The sequence below is a fragment of the Staphylococcus sp. Ze2 genome, from assembly GCF_048568365.1.
Classification (GTDB): domain Bacteria; phylum Bacillota; class Bacilli; order Staphylococcales; family Staphylococcaceae; genus Staphylococcus; species Staphylococcus xylosus.
This window is the reverse complement of sequence record NZ_CP183486.1, coordinates 773574-793537: the sequence shown is the minus strand read 5'-3', so window position 1 is coordinate 793537 and position 19964 is coordinate 773574. Positions and strand designations below refer to the sequence as shown.

Here is a 19964-nt window from a genome sequence, read left to right as displayed (position 1 = left end):
CGCTCAATCCATCTCATAGATTATAAAGCTAATCATGATTAAACATTGTCATAAAGGGAAATGTAGTACATGTATTAAGTTAACAAACCCTATAATCATTGGAGGGAGTCTTATGGCGAATATCACAGTTGGTTTAATCCCTTCACCTGATATGCCACATAAAATCATAAATAAAATATACGATGAATTACCGAGAGCATTACAAGAGCAGACAAATTATGAAGATTGGCGGTTTGATAAGCACGTTGCTTCTGTAGTTGGTACTGCTGAACATATGGATAAAGCAATGGATATAGCAGCAAACATGAAAAAGCAAAAAGAATGGGATTATGCCATTTGTATTACTGATTTACCAAACTTTTCTAATCGTAAAACTGTTATCTGTGATATAAATTACGATAATAATATTGCACTCATTTCATTGCCTGTCTTAGGTGCAATAAAACTTAAAAAGAAGTTAAAATATTTTATTACTTATATCGTTCAACTATTACGCAATAGTGGTTCTGATAAACAGCCTCTAAATAAGCGACACTTTAAATTAACTCAATTCAACACTGTTATTCCTAATGAAGAAACACAAGATCAAAATCATCAACGCATCATCGTAAAGTCCACTACTTTAGGATGGCTTCATTTAATAGCAGGAATGACCTATGCCAATGAGCCATGGTCCGCAATTTTCGACTTTAAAAAAATAATTTCAGTTTCTTTTGCTACTGGAACTTATATCTCTATTTTCTCTACCCCTTGGGATTTAAGTTTAGATTATAATTATTGGCGGTTTATCTTACTTATGCTGCTATCTATATTCGGGATGGTGGGTTGGCTAATATACTCTTATAATTTGTGGGAACAACAAAGCCCTAAAACTCAAAAATTATATAGATATATTTATAATTTCACAACTGTGACCACTTTAACTACCATCACACTCTTTAACTTTTTAAGTTTATTTCTATTACTAACAGTCAGTACTTTACTATTTGTCCCACCAGAATTATTTTCCAACTGGACAACACTTAATAGTAAAGAACCTACTTTAATTAACTATATTAATTTAATTTGGTTTATAACTTCTCTTGGTATCTTGGCAGGAGCTATGGGTTCAACAGTAGAGAATGCAGATAAAATTAAACGTGTAACATATTCCTTCAGACAATATTATAGAAATAAACAGTTAGAACAAGAAGATGAAGATACTTATGTTAAACACGAAGACCATCACTCTTATGTAGGGCAGAAACAAACACATAGAGAGGAGCGGTAAGTAATGTGTAGTAATATCGTGAAAATCGGCTTAGTTGCAGCTCCTGGAGTAACTGAAAAAATTTCCTACCAACTAAAAAAAGAGCTGCCAGACCTGCTTGCTTCATATTTTTCTGAGAACAGTGAATGGCAAATTGAAACAATTATTGACCCTCTTACAGGTTCTGCTGAAACTGTTCAAAAAATATTTCGTAAGATTTCTGATTACCAAAATAACAACGAATGGCAATATACAATTGGACTAACCGATTTACCAATTATCAGAAATGGAAATGCTGTCGCGTTTGATATCAATAGTAGCAATGGCGCAAGTTTAATCTCTATACCTTCTTACGGTTGGCGTCCTATAAAAAAACGGCTCCAGCGTTCTATATTAGGTATCATTGAAGCTATCGATGAATATAATGAACCAACTACAAAACAAAAACAAGATGAAGATGAAAGTGAACAACAATTAAATGCTCAGTTTCCTTTTTCAAACTTAGTTACCAAAACTGAATACTTTGAAGATACTAATTCTCAACATACATTATATTATGTTTCTTCAAATACGAAAGGTTCATTTCGTTTAGTTAGCGGTATGACTTTTGCAAATAATCCATTTAATATGTTAAAAAGTCTTAGTAACGTAGTTGCGATTGCCTTCACCACAGGTGCTTTTGGTATCGTTTTTACTACAATGTGGAATTTAAGTTTTGTCTACTCTGCTTGGCGCATGCTATTAATTATGCTAGTTGCCATTATAGGTATGATGGTATGGATTATTGTCGCCCATAATTTATGGGAATCATCAAAAGAAAGTAACAATAAACAAATAACAATTTTATATAATCTAACAACTACTTTGACTTTAACTGTATCTGTCGTTTTTTATTACTTAATTTTATTTTTTCTTTTTTTATTAGCTTCACTAGTAGTGTTACCTCCAGGCTATTTAGGACAAACATTGCAGTTAAATGGCTCTGCTAACTTCATTACTTATATTAATCTCGCATGGTTTGCGACTTCTATTTCTACCGTTGCTGGGGCGATTGGTGCTGGTTTAAACAATGAAGCACAGATATTAGAAAGTACGTATGGTTATCGACAAAAACAACGGTACAAAAAAATGAACGAAGATGAAAACGAACGTGCCGAAAGAGAAGAAGAGGCTCAAGATGCAATCAAAGCGAAAAAACAAGAAAGTGAAGCGAAAGCTAATCAATATGACAATAACAATTAGCTTTTAACACTTCCCGATAGTCTAACCCTAGACAAACCGCAGTCTGTTCCATCTTATTATATTGAAAGTAAGAACTAATATACACTTAACAAAAAAGCCACCTTTTACGCTAACAAAAACTAGCTAAGGGTGGCTTTATTTTATTCATTTAATTATAATGTCGCTTCTTGTCTAACATTCATACAGTTAGTTTGAATACTCAGCAATGACGTTTTTATATGTGCATACTGAGGTAGATCTGGTAATGTTTTTAATTGAATATGGTTACCTCTTTCAAAGTGTTTAGCAATGTTTTCAAAAATCAATAAATAATCTCCCATCGTATCATCATCTATATGATAACGCTGTTCATTACTTAACGCCCTTGTCAGCATGAAACTGATTTCTTCTAAAGCATAAATACTTGGATAATAGTATTGTATTACCATTTTATTACTAAATATTTCACCGTTAGCACTGTTATAAACTTGTGTCATATTATTTAATTTCACGCTAAGTTTTAGCATTTCATGTTTATCTTGTTCTCTTGAGGCATATTTATTACTTGAGAATAGATAATGGAAAATGAGAGCCTCATCTCTAGCAACTGCTGCCAAAGTATCTGGCAACATAGACGAAGCCGTCTTTCTGCCAATAAACAGCAAACAAATGACAGCAATGAGAATACCTACTATAACATCTATTACTCTTGGCAAGGCTATTAGAATAGTCAAATGGTTAGAGGCAAGTCCATTTAATAAAATAACTTGTATTGTAATAAATATCACTGCAAACGAATAGTTGGCACCCACAAACATTTCAGTTATACCTGCTGCAACAGCTAATAATATAATTGCTACTGGAATTGGTGGCGTTGCTAACAATATTAGGGATAAGAATAACACACCGATAATAGTACCAATGCCCCTAGCACCTGCACGTTCAAAACTGTGCAATGCAGTTGATCCTAACAATACAGTATGTGCACTTAAAGGAATCCAATAAGCTTTTTCAAAATCGAACATGAGCGCAATAAAAATAGTAATTGCCATGATGACTATATAACGTATCGTATTTCTAAATACAAATGAATCTAAAGTTAAATTTTGCATCATGCGTTGTCCGTAAATTGGCACTCGAATATCTATTTCATGTTCCACACGTTCACTGTCAGCATTCATAATCGCATCTACTTTAATAATACTATCAACTAAATTTTGGTATACAGCATCAACTTCTACTTTTCGTGTCCACTGACGCATTGTATTACCACGTGAATACACACGTTTAATTACATAATCTGCCATCTCTTTTATTTCTTCTGGCAAAGGACGAGCATCCTTTTCATTTAGTTCTAATAATTCTGAATGAATCCCTTGTGCCGTATTATGTAGCAATAACAGACGTTGAAACTCTGCTGATTCTTTAGATTTCGCTGTACTCGATGTAATTAGTTGAATATCTGAATTTCTAAATGCCGTTACTGCAAATTGTGACGCTTTAGCAAATGCCTTTGCATCATCAAAATTATAAATCAATTGTTTGATAATATTATAATCACTTTTAATAGCTTTTGATTCTGTAGATTCTTTGGATAACAATATTACTATTATCACAATAACAGTTGCTAACAGTCCTCCAACAAACATTGCACCACCTCTTATTAAAGCTTCTTCTGGCGCTACAGGTAAGTTGATTGGCAAACTAAATGCAACGATAAAAAAAGTGGAAGACGGGCCAGGGATATTGAGAGAGCTAAAGATGTAGTATGGTATTACCGAAACAACTAAAAGCAATACACCAAATATGATCGGTTGGTTAACAGTTAGTGTCCCTAGAACCATAGCTAAAGACAAACCTATTGCTGAAAAGAGCACCATGCGTAATTTAGATTTAGCCGGACCTCCAAAAACATAGATATGTGCCAATGTACCAGTTGAAATTAGTAATCCTATAGAAAAATAGCCAGTGGCATAACCAATAAGTAAAGGAACTAACATTAGGATACATTGCCTAATTCCTTTTGTTACATCGATTTTCATTGAATCAAATCGTAATAAAGATTTTATATAATTAGCCAATATGGTCAGACATCTCCTTTTCTATTTTATTTTACAATAATATGCATAATTTAATTAAATATTCTGCCACATAAATAGAGCGGGACAGAAATCAAAGATATGATTTTCTATTCCCGCCCTCATAAGGCCGATTAAATAGTTAAAAGTCTTGTATTGAAACATATCGTCCTATTTGTCAGATAATCGATTTGCTACGTCCAACTTAAATAACAACGACTAACATTACTTACTATTTTAATACGCTTGCTTATTAGAAAGCCATATGATTCAGTGAATTTGTTCTTAAATTATTTAGTTTAATTAAATACATTACTCATCTATTTTAACACTTTTTCTAAATTCTTCTAGATGAGATTCGTATAAACATTTTTCAATTTATTGAACTAAAAAATGAATTCTTACTATTACTACTCGGCTTCTTTAATGTCTTCTTCCACATTTGAATAATCAATATCCGCTTCTAAGAATATTTGATTATTTACTGGGAAATGTTGTTCTAGTGTCTCTATATTACTCAATTCAACTATGCCGTGATTCATTTCAAAATCTAACACGTGCCCTCCAACTGATTTATGATCATCTACAAAGTGTAAGTGGAAGCCACTAGCAGCTATGCCATGAAATAGTTCTGGGGCATAAAAGCCAACAATCGTACCATCTATTTGTTCATGCGTGAATTCCGGTTGACGCTTAGCAGATTCAATAAGTCTCGTATATGGTTTCTCTTGTTTTGGCATCATACGCACATGTACCATTTCAAATTTACCTGTTATTTTTACAGCGATAAAAATATTGTCGCTTAAAGCCTTTTGTTGTACTTTATTCAATAATGTTTCAGAATCAGTTATATTACGAACATCAAATTGATGGTCTGGTTTGAATGGTGTGACCGTTGCAAAAGGTGTTAACTCATCACCATGTAACTCCTTGAATTCTCCATATTCATTTGCGTGAAATGCCTGATTATCTAAAATAATCACTTCGCCATCAGAGCCTGTGAGTGTACCTATACCTAAATCACCATGCTCTAAAATTTCATTAATTGTTGCAGTACCTTCTAATAAACCAGCCATTAACGTTCCTAAAGTCCCATGTTGATATAACATTATTTTTACACTCCTAAAACTACTTTTCTCTATCAAAATCATTATTATATTACCCGCAACATAAAATTATACGCTTATTAATATGATTAAAACAGTATATTGCTTATTTTTTCCAAGATAAAAAGTGGGATAGAAATCAAAATTCAACTTTGATCTCTATCCCACTCTCTTATTAGTTCAATACATTTTCAAATAATTATTTATGTTGTTTGATCTTGAGAAATACTAATGTCTGGTTTTTCGACTAAATATTGACTTACTTTAGCAAAGAATGCTTTAAAGTGATCAGTATTATTATGTGCTTCAACAGCTGCTTGATCTTTATAACGTTCGATAAAGGCAAAAGTATTAGGTTCATCAGTTTGTTCAAAATGTTTATAAAATAATGAACCTTCCTCAGTGCTAGCACCTTCAAGTAATGGTTTTACTAATTCTAAATATTCTTCTCTTTTAGCTGGGTCAATTTTCATTATTGCATTAATAGTAATCATATTTTTCTCCTCCTCATAAGTATAATTATTATACTAGGGGATAATCGAAAAACACAAATGATTAAACTTTATAAATTTTCTTTTTCTATAATTAAAGGTTGATCAGGTTTTACAAAGAACCACATAATAATTGCAAATACTACTGGAATAATCACTAATTCTAATGTCATTGTCCAACCCACAATATCAACCATGATACCTGCTAATAAAGGACTTAACAATGCCCCGATATTCCCCCAAAGATTCATCCAACCTGATACTGAACCAGAGAAATTACGTCCTAAATCCGTTGCTGCTGCCCAACTCATTCCTGTTGCTATACCAATACCACCTAAACATAATGATAACCAAAATACATTAACTACTAGATTGTCAGTTTGTAAAGACATAAATAGTGAGATACAGAATACTAAGAAACCAATAATCGCGATTGATGCCCGGGCAATAAAACGTGATTTACCACTTTGTAACAGTTTATCTGAAATGGCACCTCCACAAAGTATAAGTAAGAACATCGCTATCCAAGGCGCGCCTGCTGCCCAAGCCATATCTGGATCAGTAAGTTTCACTTTATACTGTTCCGTAAGATATGTAGGCAACCAGATTAAAAATAATGAAACTACAAACTGTACTACAAAGTATTGTGCTGCTATCGCATAAAAGCTAAAACGCGTGAAAAAGATATTCCATGGTGCGTTTGATTTTTCTGTCTTGATAACATCTCTATTTTCAATAATATAATTTTTCTCTGCTTCATTTACCATCTTGTGTTGTTCTGGTAAATCTTTAGCAATTACTATCCATAATATAGCGATAACAAAACCTACCGCACCAAATATATAAAATACCGCTTGCCAACCAAACATATTTACAATTGCTATCGTAACTACTGGAGCAATTACAGGACCAAAGTATGACCCCGCAAGCAACGCACTAGACGCACGCCCTTTCTCTCCTTTGGCAAACCAGTTTGTATTAAAAACAGCATTAGAAGGATACATTGGTGCTTCCCCAATACCGAATAAGAAACGCACGGCGTATAGCATACCATGATTTTTTACAACACCTGTTAAAATCGTAAAAGCGCTCCACCAAACAAGTGCAATAGTTAATAATTTTTTTGACCCAAATTTTTCTGCCAAAAATCCAGAAGGCACTTGCATCAATGCATAGCCTAATGAGAAGAATGATGCTAATAAACCGAATTGTGTTTTATTTAAGTTTAAGTCTTCCATCATAGGCCCTGCAATTATAGATATATTAGAACGGTCCATATAAGCAATTACTCCGATAATAAAAAATGCTATTGCAAAGTACCATCTAATATTTGTTCTTTTTTCTTTCATTTCTCTCCAACTTTCTCCCTTAAGTATCCAGTCATCATATGACCTATTGTTTTTAATGATATTACCACAACATGAAATCGCTTACAAGAACTTTTTCACTTTCTCCCTTACTAAATAAAATCAATCATAATATCATACTTGAGCCCTACATATGTTCCATGGACAATTTAGTATTTTAGATTATACTTAAATATGTAGAAAAAATTAACAAAGTTTGATTTTAAAGGAGCCATTCATAGAATTATGGAACAAATACTTACCGACTTTATTAGCACATGGGGCTATGCTGCCATTGCAATATTAATATTATTTGAAAATATATTACCCTTCATACCTTCTGAAATTATCTTAACCTTTGCTGGTTTAATGTCTGTCAAATCAGGATTATCTATACCTATACTTTTTACAATTTCAACAATTGCATCGTTGATAGGTTTACTTGTGCTCTACTATATAAGTAGACTTGTTTCTGAAACACGTTTATATCGCTTTGTTGATAAATATGGGAAATGGATTAAACTAAAAGGCAAAGATGTTGAACGTGCAAACGATTGGTTTAAGAAATATGGTGCCATTGCAGTGTTCATATGTCGTTTCATACCAGTCTTACGTGTACTCATTACTATCCCTGCAGGAATCAATCGTATGAATGTTGTAGTTTTTACAATTCTTTCATTAATTGGTACAACCATTTGGAACTTCGCTTTAATTTATTTAGGTAAATTATTAAGTGGTAGTTGGGATGTATTAATGAATGGTTTGCATACCTATTCCTATATTATGTATGTCATTATTATTTTAGCGGCGATTTATGTCGTTTATAAACTTTTCAAAAAAGACCGCGTCCAATAAGAATGAGTCAACTTAGCGTAATAAATTAACTGGCTAATTTAACTCACTTAAATGTAATGAAACTTTCACGCTCTTGTCGCAGCAATAAAAATCATTGTGACTAGAGCGTTTTTCATACTCATGTCTTTAATTCCATAACGTCATCAATATTTGACATAAAAAATGCTAACTTCCCCCTTAGAAGTTAGCATTTCACGTTCTATATAAAATTTCTCCCTTATTACATTACACTGAACATGTGAGTATTAGTCATAATTTAAACCCCTTTTTAAATTATGATTCACTCTGTTCATCTTTATTTTTTAAAATTCGACGCACATCAGCTAAATCAGTAGCTACATCGATCTGTGGTTTTTTAGTCAATTTACTGACTATGAATGTAACAATCAGACTTGCTAAAAAACCTGGTACGATTTCATATAAATTAAAGAAATCGTTTGTTTCTCCTAATGGCTTAACAAATGCAATCCATAGTATAACCACTATTGCACCTGACAACATACCGCTAATAGCACCAGTACGGCTTAAACCTTTCCAATATAACGAAAAGAGCACTAACGGTCCAAATGCTGCACCAAAACCTGCCCAAGCGTTACCTACAAGATTTAATATCGTATCATTAGGCGACCATGCAATCCATATAGATATTATTGCAACTATTATAACTGATAAACGCCCAACCAATACAAATTCTTTTTGATGTTCTTTAGCGGCTTCTTCACCACGAAATAACTTATAAAAGTCTTCTGTTAATGAACTTGATGTCACTAACAATTGTGAAGAAATTGTACTCATAATAGCAGCTAAAATTGCAGCAAGTAAAAATCCGCCAACAAGTGGATGGAACAATATTTGTCCCATTAAAATGAATAACGTTTCTGGATCTTTTAACTCTAGTCCACCACTATTTACAAATGTGATACCTACCAGTCCAACACCCACTGCACCAAGCAAGCTAATCGCCATCCAACCTATACCAAAACGTCTAGCTGTCGGTAATTGCTTGATAGATTTGATTGACATAAAACGAACAATTATATGTGGTTGGCCAAAATAACCTAACCCCCAAGCAAAGAAAGAAATAATACCTATAAATGTTGTTCCTTTAAATAAATCTAAATTTGTTGGTTTTAATTCTGCTGCTTGTGATATGGTATCAAGACCACTTAATTGCATCATAGCCACTATCGGAACCATTACCATAGCAATTATCATAACAACCCCTTGGAAAAAATCTGTTAATGATACCGCTAAGTAACCTCCGAAGAATGTATATACAATAACTATAATTGCCACTAATAACATACCAAAGTGATAATTCAATCCAAAGGCACTTTCAAACAAAACTCCACCTGAAACCATTCCGGAGTGAGTGTAAAGCGTAAAGAATACAACAATAATTCCACCTGCAATTATTTTAATCAGGTTAGATTTATCATCTACTCTATTTTTAAAGAAATCTGGTAATGTAATTGCATCTCCTGCCTTTTCCGTATAAACACGAAGACGAGGTGCTACAACTACATAGTTTATGTATGCGCCAATTGTTAAACCTATGGCTAACCATGCTGCAGATAATCCAGTTGAATACACTTCTCCTGGTAATCCCATAATCATCCAACCACTCATGTCAGATGCCCCCGCAGACAATGCGGTCACATATGGACCAATATTTCTTCCACCTAACATATATTCGCTTACGTTGCTCGTAGATTGTTTAAATCCATAGTATCCTATGCCTAATAAAATAATAAAATAAGCACTCAGCATAATATATGTTTGCCAATTTGGATCTACTTGGCTCGATAATGATGCCCCCAATGTAAACATGAAACAAACTCCTCCCCTTATAATTTTGTTACATGCATATATTATACAAAAATAATCATCAAATTAAACAATAAATCGTAAATTTTTTGTTACCTTATATATATAACAGCCAAATATCACGCTCTAAACACTGATATTAAAAGATTTTGCCACCAACAAATTATAATAGTATAATTACACGATTAAAACAAAAATACCTCTTTTAACATTCATAAAAACGTATGTTTACCACAACATTTATATAAATACCAAAAATAATATATTTGAGTAACATCAAATCATATCACTTCAATTATGCTATTTTAAATATTCATATAAAACATCTTTTCGTACTAGATTATACAATCAATCCATATCTTCGAATTTAATTAAAATTCATAATATAATAAGTAGTAGACAAAAGATTGTATTTTAATGCTACAATAAGAAACATATAATGGAAGCGTTTTACTATTTTATTTTTATACTTTAGAAATTTATTCAACTGGAGTGACATAAATAATGCATAATTCAACAGACAAGAGTGTAAAAGAAAGATTTTTAGATTTACTTTCTGAACAATTTAATACAAAAGAAGCGCTCGCAACTGAAATCATCAATTTAGAATCTATTTTGGAACTTCCAAAAGGGACAGAGCACTTTGTTAGTGATTTACACGGAGAATTCCATGCCTTTCAACATGTTTTACGAAATGGTTCAGGAAATGTTCGTTCAAAAATTAATGATATTTTCCAAGATACGCTGACGCGTAAAGAGATCAATGAGTTTTCTGCCTTAGTTTATTATCCCGAAGAAAAATTACAACTCATTAAAAATAGTTTTAGTTCAAAATCAGAATTAAATGAATGGTATATCACGACTATTAACCGTCTAATTAAACTTATTACTTATGCCTCATCAAAATATACACGGACAAAACTACGTAAATCTTTACCTGAAAATTATGTTTTTATTGTTGAAGAATTATTATATAAAAGTAATAAATATAATAATAAACACTCATATTATGAAACGTTAATCAAACAAATTATAGAACTAGAACAATCAGATGATTTAATTATTGGACTATCTTTCACTGTACAACATCTTGTAGTAAATCACTTACATGTTGTCGGTGACATATACGACCGTGGACCTGAGCCAGATAAAATTATGGAAACACTCATAGACTACCCTTCTGTCGATATTCAATGGGGCAATCATGACGTACTATGGATTGGAGCATATGCAGGGTCTAAGGTTTGCCTTGCAAATTTACTTAGAATTTGTGCACGTTATGACAATTTAGATATTATTGAAGATGCATATGGAATCAATTTACGACCGTTATTAACACTTGCCGACAAGTATTATGATGGCTCAAATCCAGCTTTCCGTCCTAAAAATGCCGAAGGTTTATCTGAGTTAGAGTTAGAACAAATCACTAAACTCCATCAAGCTATAGCTATTATACAATTTAAATTAGAAGCACCAATTATCAAACGTCGACCTGCATTTGAAATGGAAGAACGTTTAGTATTAGAAAAAATTGACTATGATAAAAATGAAGCAACACTTTACGGAAAAACATATCCATTAGAACACACTTGTTTCCAAACAGTTGATCCTAATGACCCAAACAAATTAACTGATGAAGAAGCAGATGTCATCGATAAATTATTATTATCAGTTCAACAATCTGAAAAGCTAAAACGTCACATGACTTTCCTTATGCAAAAAGGTAAACTCTACTTACCTTATAATGGAAACTTACTTATCCATGGTTGCATTCCCGTCGATGAACAAGGCGAAATGGAATCAATGGTGATTGATGGAGTGAAATGTTATGGCAGAGATTTATTAGACCATTTCGAAGAGTATGTACGAATAGCATTTGACCATAAAGATATTCAAGATGATTTAGCAACAGATTTAGTTTGGTATTTATGGACTGGTAAATACTCTTCCCTATTTGGTAAACGTGCAATGACTACATTTGAGCGCTATTTCATTAAAGATAAAACAGCGCATAAAGAAACTAAAAATCCTTATTATTATTTACGTGAAGATGTAGATATGTGTAAAAAAATGCTAAAAGACTTCGGTCTAGATCCTGAACAAGGTCATATCATTAATGGTCATACACCAGTGAAAGAAATTGATGGGGAAGACCCAATTAAAGCTGATGGTAAGATGATTGTCATAGATGGTGGATTCTCAAAAGCTTATCAATCAACAACAGGTATTGCAGGATATACGCTACTCTATAATTCGTTTGGTATGCAGTTGGTGGCCCATCAACACTTCAACTCTAAAAAGCACGTATTGCTTAACGGCGCTGATGAATTATCAATTCGTCGTGTCGTAGATAAAGAATTACAACGTAAAAAAATTCGCGATACAAATACTGGGCATGAAATTCAAGCACAGATTGATATTTTAAAAGAATTAATGCATGATCGTTTTGTAAACTAGATATACTCATAAAACAGAATATATAAAATAATCCGAGACATAGTTTTATGTCTCGGATTTTCTATGAATATAAGAAGCCTCTATAAAACATACAAAAAAACTGTCGACAAAGCTAAATGTTTTGCCGACAGTTTAGGCTGAGAACATGTTCTCACTTTTTGTCACTTCTTATATATTTTGATGTGAGTAAGCATCTTTTAAATAGCCTATTACGCCATCTTCAGCTTCAAAGACAAGTTGATTACTACGCTTAAATGTTACTACACTATTATTATCTATATGATAGAGTACCATATCATTTTTAGTTAATTGATTTTGTTTTTTCGCTGGTATTTCTAAAATATTGTGTTCACTTATATAACGATTAAACCAACGTGACGTGAAATTCCAATCAAACAGAATATGATTTCTAATTGGTCCATCTAGGTTACTACGCTCATGTTCATCGCTAAACGACACTGGCATCATATCTACATGCTTCAAACCAAATTCTGGAACTAACTCATTAAATGCTAAACTATTAAATATAAAAGATTGTGTCATCAATATACATTTATTGTATCTTGTCATATCTGCGTATATTCGATCATTACTTGATAGTAAGTTTCCATCAAAAACTTCAAAACCTAATTCTTTTGAACGTTGTGTTGTATTACTAAATAAATTAAATGTCATAACTGGTATATTATGACTTTTTAATTTTGCTCCAAGATGAAAAGAAAATTCACTTTCCCCTACTATAATAATACCAGGTGGTTCAGTACTAGATATACGCATAATTTTACTTAATGGTAAAAAGCTAAACCCATATATCACAACAGTAATAAACACTAAGCCAAAAGTAACTGGCGTTATATATTCTGCCATCGGTGTTCCTTTTTCAATAAATAAACCACCGAAAAATTGCGCTACAGTTAGTACAACAATACCTCTAGGAGCCATCATTGACACCATTGCTCTCTCACGTTTAGATATCTCAGTGTTTACTGTAGACAATAGGATAGAAATTGGTCTTACTAAGATAATCATAATTGCACAAAAAATAAATAATTTCCAAGACATGACACTTTTTAATACTTCTAAAGTTAACGAAGAAGTGATTAATATAAATACAGTAGAAATCATGATCGATGATGTATTTTCAATAAAATGATCTGATTCCTTAAAGATTAAATCATGTCTCTTCATACGCGCCATCATCAGACCAAATATTGTAACTGCTAATAGGCCTGATTCCGGTAAAATCTCATCACATATTGAAAAAATTAATAAGATAAAAATTAATTGTATCGGTGGCATTAAATTTTGTGGTATAAGGTCTTTTTTAATTAACCACATAAATAAGTATGATGCACCAAACCCTATAGCAATTGCAATGAATAAACTTATAATAAATTTAGCTATTAATTGCAAATCAAACCCTTGTTCTATAATTTGAAAAATATAAAATGCGCCTAAAGCAAGCATTGGTCCAATAGGATCAAGGATAATACTTTCCCACCTTAGTATTGAATCAACACGCTTTTTAACTTTAGCTTGTTTTAATAATGGCTGAATTACAGTGGGTCCCGTAATCAAAAATAAGCCACCCAACACTAACGAAATAGATAGTGAAAAACCAATAATATAATGTAGCGTGACTGCCCCAAGTATCCAAGCAATAATTGCACCTATTGTGATAATGCGTATAACCGCTTTAGAAATTCCTTTAATTTCACGAAAATCTAAATTACTGCTTCCCTCAAACAGGATAATTGCCACTGCTAATGAAACTAAGGGACTAAATACTTCTTCTCCTAAACTTTCTTGTGGATTGATCAAACCAAATACTGGTCCTACAAGCAATCCAACGATAGCCATAACTACGATAGACGGCCATTTAATTCTATTCGCAAACCATTGACTAAAAATACCCAATGCCAAAAATATAACAATGAGTAATGTTAAAGGTAAATTTAATAATGACACATGACTCACACTCTCCCAATTTTTTATATTTATTACCCGGTATTTTTATGTAATTAGCTACTGAATTAAAGCATAAAATAAAGCAATAAGAAAACATATTATCAAAAATTATATCTTAACGCACTAAAAGTGTTTTCCTTTTATTTTATTACTTTATCTCGCTCCCGAAAGTTCACCCTATATAAACAATTGTACTCACTATATAAACTTTAATGTTTAATTTTACTTTATTTTCATATAGAATGATTCATTGTGATACTTTTCTAAAAAATTTTATAATCTAAAACAATGAAAGGATTTCAACTTTTATGACAAACTTGAAGGAAATTATTATTGTAGCTTTTGCATTTGTTGGCGTTGTTGTGGGCGCTGGATTTGCAACCGGGCAAGAAATTTTTCAGTTTTTTACAAGTAATGGGAATTTTAGTGTTTATGGTGTGTTTATTACAGGCTTCATCATTACAATTGGCGGTGTTTTTGTACTACGTACTGGCTATCTTCTACGCTCTCATAATCATACTGAACCAATTAAGCACTATTTACCGCGTCCTATCGCAACAGTATTCGATATTATTTTGACATTATTCTTATTTGCGCTAGCTATGATAATGACAGCTGGTGGCGCATCAACAATTCACGAAAGTACAGGAATGCCTTATGTATTAAGTTCATTAATTTTAGTTCTCATTATTTTACTAACACTGTTCTTAAAATTTGATCGTCTTATTACTGTTTTAGGTATGGTCACACCATTTCTAGTGATTATTGTTACAATCATTGCTATATATTATTTTTCTACAGGTCAATTAAACTTCAATGCTGCACATCATTATGCAAACAGTGAAGGTCGCTCAGATCAATGGTGGTGGTTTGATGCTATTAATTACGGCAGTCTACAAATTGCCGCCGCTTTTAGCTTTTTATCAGTTATGGGGGGGCGTTTAAAATTTGAGAAATCAACAATTTGGGGAGGTATATTAGGCGGTATCATCATCACTTTCTTACTCTTAATGCTCAACTTAGGTATGATTACTGAATTTACTCAAATTACAGGTGTTGCGTTACCTTCGTTATTGTTAGCAAAACATATTTCTCCAATTATTGGATTTTTTATGTCGATTGTAATGGTATTGGTAATTTATAATACCGTTGTTGGTCTTATGTATGCTTTCGCTTCAAGATTCACTACTCCTTATAGTAAAGCTTATTATCGACTAATCATTGTGATGACAATCGTTACATTTGCCACAACATTTATTGGTTTTATTGAATTAATAGGCAAAGTATTTCCAGTTATGGGCGTATTTGGTTTTATTCTATTAATACCAATCTTGGTAAAAGGAATATTACGAAAATAGACACATTTAATTTTACATGGCGACTTTATGCTTAATACCGTACTATAAAACGTTATTATAATTTTTCAAAAGATTCATCTATTTAACACCAACTTTACAATATGTATTGTCATAATTATAATTATTATGACAAATTTATAATAAATTAATAGGATAAGAAAATATATGGGCACTATAAATTATATTTCTCATTTCTATATTACTATTTTTTTATCACAATCATACGTAAAGGAAGATGATTCTAATGCACGAAGGCATTAACTACAAAAAGTTTATTTTCCCTATCGTTGCAGGTATTATCATCTGGCTATTCACACCACTTAGACCAGATGGTTTAGACCCTGCTGCTTGGCACATGTTTGCTATCTTTGTAGCAACAATCATTGGTTGTATTACACAACCACTACCGATAGGTGCAATCGCCATGATAGGTTTTACATTAACTGTGTTAACTAATACGGTTAAAATTGATACTGCTGTAGCGGGATTTGGTAATAGTAGTATTTGGTTAATTGCAATGGCCTTTTTCATTTCTAGAGGCTTTGTGAAAACTGGTTTGGGACGACGTATTGCATTGCAATTCGTTAAATTATTCGGTAAGAAAACCCTTGGCCTAGGGTATTCACTCATCGGTGTTGATTTAATACTTGCACCTGCCACGCCAAGTAACACTGCTAGAGCAGGAGGCATTATGTTCCCCATTATCAACGCACTATCTCGTTCATTTGGTTCAAAACCTGAAGATGGTACACAACGTAAAATGGGTGCTTTTCTTATCTTTACAGAATTTCATGGTAACTTAATTACCGCAGCTATGTTTTTGACTGCTATGGCTGGTAATCCACTTGCACAATCTCTTGCAAAACATCAAGGTGTTGATATCACTTGGATGAACTGGTTCTTAGCGGCATTAATTCCAGGTATTATTTCGTTAATACTAGTACCACTTATAATTTACAAAATGTATCCACCAGAAATTAAGGAAACACCAAATGCCAAGTCATGGGCACAAAACGAACTCACTGATATGGGTATTATGACTAAAAGTGAAAAGTTCATGATTGCAATTTTTATTATTGCACTTGGACTTTGGATTCTAGGTAGTACTTTAAATATTAATGCCACTTTAACTGCCTTTATCGCACTGTCACTATTACTCATCACAGGTGTTCTCACTTGGAATGATATCCTTAAAGAGACTGGTGCATGGAATACATTAGTTTGGTTCTCAATCCTAGTGATGATGGCAAATCAACTCAATGAACTCGGCTTTATTCCTTGGTTAAGTGAATCGATATCAGGTAGTTTAGGCGGCTTAAGTTGGCCAATCGTTTTAATTATTTTGATACTCTTTTATTTCTATTCACATTATCTATTTGCGAGCTCAACCGCGCATGTTAGTGCAATGTACTCAGCCTTACTCGGTGTAGCTATCGCTACGGGAGCTCCACCATTATATAGCGCATTAATGTTAGGTTTCTTCGGAAATCTAATGGCTTCTACAACACACTATAGTAGTGGCCCCGCACCCATCCTATATTCAGCTGGCTATGTTTCACAAAATCGCTGGTGGACTATGAATGCAATACTTGCCTTCTTCTATTTTATAGTATGGTTAGGCGTTGGATCACTGTGGATGAAACTCATCGGCCTTATGTAATATTTAACCCCAAGTCATGTCAAACACGTTAAACATAATTACTTATGTTTAGGCGTCACAAACGATGACTTGGGATTTTTTAATTAAGTTATTTACTTGTCCATAAATCTGTGGTTATTATGTCAGCGTATCTTGTTAAAATTTTATTGAGTAAAAATTGATGTTTTTCTTCATCTTGGTCGGTTATAGCATCTGATAATATAGTCAGTTTATAATCCTTATCTGCCGCTTCAGTAGCCGTTGATAGTACAACACCACTAGTACTTACTCCAGTCAAAACCAGGTGTTCTACTTGTAGTCCACGCAATAACACTTCTAAATTACTGCCTGTAAATGCACTCAATCTATGTTTTGTAACTAGTGGTTCATGTGCTTGACGTCCTAATATGTCAATAATTTGTGTCTCTTCATCTACTTTATTCATCGCTATGCTATTAGCTTTCATTTGTGCAAACATTTTATTATTAGGTGAAACCTCTAAAAAGTCTCCTGTAAATGCAACACGTATAAAAATGACCGGTATATTTTGCTGACGAGCAAAATTGATTGCTTGTTTATTAAAATGTATAACGCTATCTTTCTGTTTTAACCCACTCACTATTCCATTTTGCATATCCATGACAATAAGCGCTTGGCGATTCCGCATTTATTAATTCCACCTTTTTATTCTATTGGGTATTCAACAAACATTATAAATGATTTTTTAATCACTTACTCAAATTAAACTCATATAAAAAAAGCCACCGAACATCATACTGCACTAATGTATAATGTCGATGACTTATTATTTTATTAATCTAATAATGATTGTCCTGCTGCTACACCTGCTTGTGTTAATTCATGACTATTAACCCAAACTTGTTCTACTTGAGCACCACGACTTTCAAAGATAGTGATTACATTTTCACTAGCTTCAACAGGAACAATCGGATCATTTTTCCCCATTGAAAGCAATACATTCATGTCACTTAAATCTTTGTTATTAACAAGATCTACTGGGTATAATGGCGCATATAATAAAGCTTTTTCAAAAGATGTGTCCGGATGTAAAATCATGCTGATTGCGATGTTTGAACCATTTGAAAATCCAACAGGTATTGCTTTTGATAGGTCAAAACTATAACGTTCAGACGCTTCTTTTAAAAATGAGATTAATCTATTAGTACGATATTCTAAATCTTCTAAATCGTATTTTCCTTCTCCAAGTCTTTTGAAGAAACGATTCATACCATTCTCAGAAATTTCACCTCTGATACTGAGAATATTGTATTTAGGATTAAGCGCTTGACCTAATGGTATTAAATCATTTTCATCTCCGCCAGTACCGTGTAATAAAATGAACGTTGGTGCGTTTGCTTCACCTTCTCTAAAAATATGTTCCATAAATTTTCATCTCCTTTTTCATCATTAATGTTAAATGCGTATCTGTGGTAATAATCGTAATAACTCTTCTCTTCTATCTTCATACTGTGGCGGTAATACTAACTGTTGACCTAATTGCTCAAATGGTTCGTCTATTGTAAACCCAGGACCTTCTGTTGCAAATTCAAAGATAATACCACCATGTTCTTTCATGTAAATTGCATTAAAATAGCTACGATCTTTAACTTCTGTTACGAGATAACCTTTATTACTCATATAAGCTTGCCAATCAAGATGTGCTTGGTTTGTTGGCACTGACCAGGCAATGTGATGCACGACGCCAACTCCCCAATGAACGTTTGTGTCAGCAATTTGTTTTCTCACTATAACATGATGACGCCACTTACCTTGCGTTTCAATATGAATATATGCTTCATCTTCGTTCGTTTTAACCAGACCCATATCAGTTGTCAATGTTTTTACTGTCTCTTGTGGGTTTGAAGATAATAGTGTGACACCATGAAAACCTATAATGGCTTGTTGGTCTCTTTGCACTTTATCATCTTCTACTAATGCTAGCGGCAATCCGTGTATATCTTCAAACTCTAATGTTTTAGCTTCAAATAATTGCGTAGTCGTTGTTTTTATTTTATTTACTTCTAAATGCTGTGCCCAAGACTCTATAGATCCTTTTGGAACTCTGAAAGCAATACGTTCTACCTGCCCGTTACCAATATGTCCTTTGTGTGTATTTGGCCAGTTGAAGAAAGTAATGATTGTGCCATTATCTACTGAATCATTCGCAAAATATAAATGATAAGTTGAAGGATCATCATAATTTACCGTTTTCTTGATTAGTTTCAAGTTTAATATATCTCTATAAAATTTTATATTTTCTTCAGGGTTACCTACAATTGCTGAAATATGATGGATATGTTGAATTGCCTCCATATTACTCCCTCCTAACTTTCTAATTGTTTTATTAT

General features: G+C 32.8%; 15 protein-coding genes. 6 read left to right on the top strand and 9 right to left on the bottom strand.

What is annotated here, in order from left to right:
- The first annotated feature begins 112 nt into the window (after window positions 1–112).
- On the top strand, window positions 113–1270 hold the full coding sequence (locus ACM591_RS03320; RefSeq protein WP_037557180.1) for a hypothetical protein: 1158 nt from the start codon (window positions 113–115) through the stop codon (window positions 1268–1270).
- A gap of 3 nt (window positions 1271–1273) precedes the next feature.
- Window positions 1274–2491: a hypothetical protein gene (locus ACM591_RS03315; protein ID WP_029378265.1), complete on the top strand. Its 1218-nt coding sequence runs from the start codon at window positions 1274–1276 to the stop codon at window positions 2489–2491.
- A 152-nt stretch (window positions 2492–2643) separates the two neighbouring features.
- On the opposite strand, the gene ACM591_RS03310 is transcribed toward ACM591_RS03315, so the two are convergent.
- The 4 genes from ACM591_RS03310 to ACM591_RS03295 all read right to left on the bottom strand — a co-directional run bounded on the left by ACM591_RS03310 (window position 2644) and on the right by ACM591_RS03295 (window position 7494).
- On the bottom strand, window positions 2644–4551 hold the full coding sequence (locus tag ACM591_RS03310; RefSeq protein WP_029378264.1) for an FUSC family protein: 1908 nt from the start codon (window positions 4549–4551) through the stop codon (window positions 2644–2646).
- 407 nt (window positions 4552–4958) lie between these two features.
- A complete protein-coding gene (budA, locus tag ACM591_RS03305; RefSeq protein ID WP_038679130.1) occupies window positions 4959–5657 on the bottom strand; it encodes an acetolactate decarboxylase in 699 nt (232 codons plus the stop codon).
- Between the two features lie 200 nt (window positions 5658–5857).
- Entirely contained in the window at window positions 5858–6148 is a 291-nt protein-coding gene (locus ACM591_RS03300; RefSeq protein ID WP_029378262.1) for a putative quinol monooxygenase, read from the bottom strand.
- 68 nt (window positions 6149–6216) lie between these two features.
- Complete coding sequence (locus tag ACM591_RS03295; protein ID WP_029378261.1) at window positions 6217–7494, bottom strand: MFS transporter; 1278 nt, start codon at window positions 7492–7494, stop codon at window positions 6217–6219.
- Between the two features lie 243 nt (window positions 7495–7737).
- Between ACM591_RS03295 and ACM591_RS03290 the strand changes: the two genes are divergently transcribed.
- Entirely contained in the window at window positions 7738–8346 is a 609-nt protein-coding gene (locus ACM591_RS03290) for a DedA family protein (RefSeq protein WP_038679133.1), read from the top strand.
- A 273-nt stretch (window positions 8347–8619) separates the two neighbouring features.
- Here the strand turns inward: ACM591_RS03290 and putP are convergent, their stop codons facing one another.
- On the bottom strand, window positions 8620–10176 hold the full coding sequence (gene putP, locus ACM591_RS03285) for a sodium/proline symporter PutP (protein WP_029378259.1): 1557 nt from the start codon (window positions 10174–10176) through the stop codon (window positions 8620–8622).
- A 501-nt stretch (window positions 10177–10677) separates the two neighbouring features.
- Between putP and ACM591_RS03280 the strand changes: the two genes are divergently transcribed.
- Complete coding sequence (locus tag ACM591_RS03280; RefSeq protein WP_029378258.1) at window positions 10678–12630, top strand: fructose-1,6-bisphosphatase; 1953 nt, start codon at window positions 10678–10680, stop codon at window positions 12628–12630.
- 168 nt (window positions 12631–12798) lie between these two features.
- Here ACM591_RS03280 and ACM591_RS03275 read toward each other — a convergent pair whose 3' ends face one another.
- Window positions 12799–14598, bottom strand: a complete 1800-nt coding sequence (locus tag ACM591_RS03275; protein WP_029378257.1) for a cation:proton antiporter — start codon at window positions 14596–14598, stop codon at window positions 12799–12801.
- A 308-nt stretch (window positions 14599–14906) separates the two neighbouring features.
- Between ACM591_RS03275 and ACM591_RS03270 the strand changes: the two genes are divergently transcribed.
- Window positions 14907–15956, top strand: a complete 1050-nt coding sequence (locus tag ACM591_RS03270; protein WP_225489480.1) for a hypothetical protein — start codon at window positions 14907–14909, stop codon at window positions 15954–15956.
- A 244-nt stretch (window positions 15957–16200) separates the two neighbouring features.
- Window positions 16201–17616, top strand: a complete 1416-nt coding sequence (locus tag ACM591_RS03265) for an anion permease (RefSeq protein ID WP_029378255.1) — start codon at window positions 16201–16203, stop codon at window positions 17614–17616.
- An 88-nt stretch (window positions 17617–17704) separates the two neighbouring features.
- On the opposite strand, the gene ACM591_RS03260 is transcribed toward ACM591_RS03265, so the two are convergent.
- From ACM591_RS03260 to ACM591_RS03250, 3 genes are all read right to left on the bottom strand, one after another.
- Window positions 17705–18262, bottom strand: coding sequence for an isochorismatase family cysteine hydrolase (locus ACM591_RS03260; RefSeq protein WP_325996900.1), 558 nt, complete (start codon window positions 18260–18262; stop codon window positions 17705–17707).
- A gap of 146 nt (window positions 18263–18408) precedes the next feature.
- Window positions 18409–18999 carry a methylhydroquinone degradation carboxylesterase MhqD gene (gene mhqD, locus ACM591_RS03255; protein WP_038679138.1) on the bottom strand — a complete coding sequence of 197 codons (591 nt, stop codon included), beginning with the start codon at window positions 18997–18999 and terminating at the stop codon, window positions 18409–18411.
- A 30-nt stretch (window positions 19000–19029) separates the two neighbouring features.
- Window positions 19030–19929, bottom strand: a complete 900-nt coding sequence (locus tag ACM591_RS03250) for a VOC family protein (protein WP_038679140.1) — start codon at window positions 19927–19929, stop codon at window positions 19030–19032.
- Window positions 19930–19964: the final 35 nt, after the last annotated feature.

Coding starts and splice junctions, on each gene's coding strand:
- ACM591_RS03300 (WP_029378262.1), bottom strand. CDS start 6,148: ATGATTACTATTAATGCAATAATGAAAATTGACCCAGCTAAAAGAGAA.
- ACM591_RS03320 (WP_037557180.1), top strand. CDS start 113: ATGGCGAATATCACAGTTGGTTTAATCCCTTCACCTGATATGCCACAT.
- putP (WP_029378259.1), bottom strand. CDS start 10,176: ATGTTTACATTGGGGGCATCATTATCGAGCCAAGTAGATCCAAATTGG.
- ACM591_RS03260 (WP_325996900.1), bottom strand. CDS start 18,262: ATGCGGAATCGCCAAGCGCTTATTGTCATGGATATGCAAAATGGAATA.
- ACM591_RS03295 (WP_029378261.1), bottom strand. CDS start 7,494: ATGAAAGAAAAAAGAACAAATATTAGATGGTACTTTGCAATAGCATTT.
- ACM591_RS03280 (WP_029378258.1), top strand. CDS start 10,678: ATGCATAATTCAACAGACAAGAGTGTAAAAGAAAGATTTTTAGATTTA.
- ACM591_RS03250 (WP_038679140.1), bottom strand. CDS start 19,929: ATGGAGGCAATTCAACATATCCATCATATTTCAGCAATTGTAGGTAAC.
- mhqD (WP_038679138.1), bottom strand. CDS start 18,999: ATGGAACATATTTTTAGAGAAGGTGAAGCAAACGCACCAACGTTCATT.
- ACM591_RS03290 (WP_038679133.1), top strand. CDS start 7,738: ATGGAACAAATACTTACCGACTTTATTAGCACATGGGGCTATGCTGCC.
- budA (WP_038679130.1), bottom strand. CDS start 5,657: ATGTTATATCAACATGGGACTTTAGGAACGTTAATGGCTGGTTTATTA.
- ACM591_RS03270 (WP_225489480.1), top strand. CDS start 14,907: ATGACAAACTTGAAGGAAATTATTATTGTAGCTTTTGCATTTGTTGGC.
- ACM591_RS03265 (WP_029378255.1), top strand. CDS start 16,201: ATGCACGAAGGCATTAACTACAAAAAGTTTATTTTCCCTATCGTTGCA.
- ACM591_RS03315 (WP_029378265.1), top strand. CDS start 1,274: ATGTGTAGTAATATCGTGAAAATCGGCTTAGTTGCAGCTCCTGGAGTA.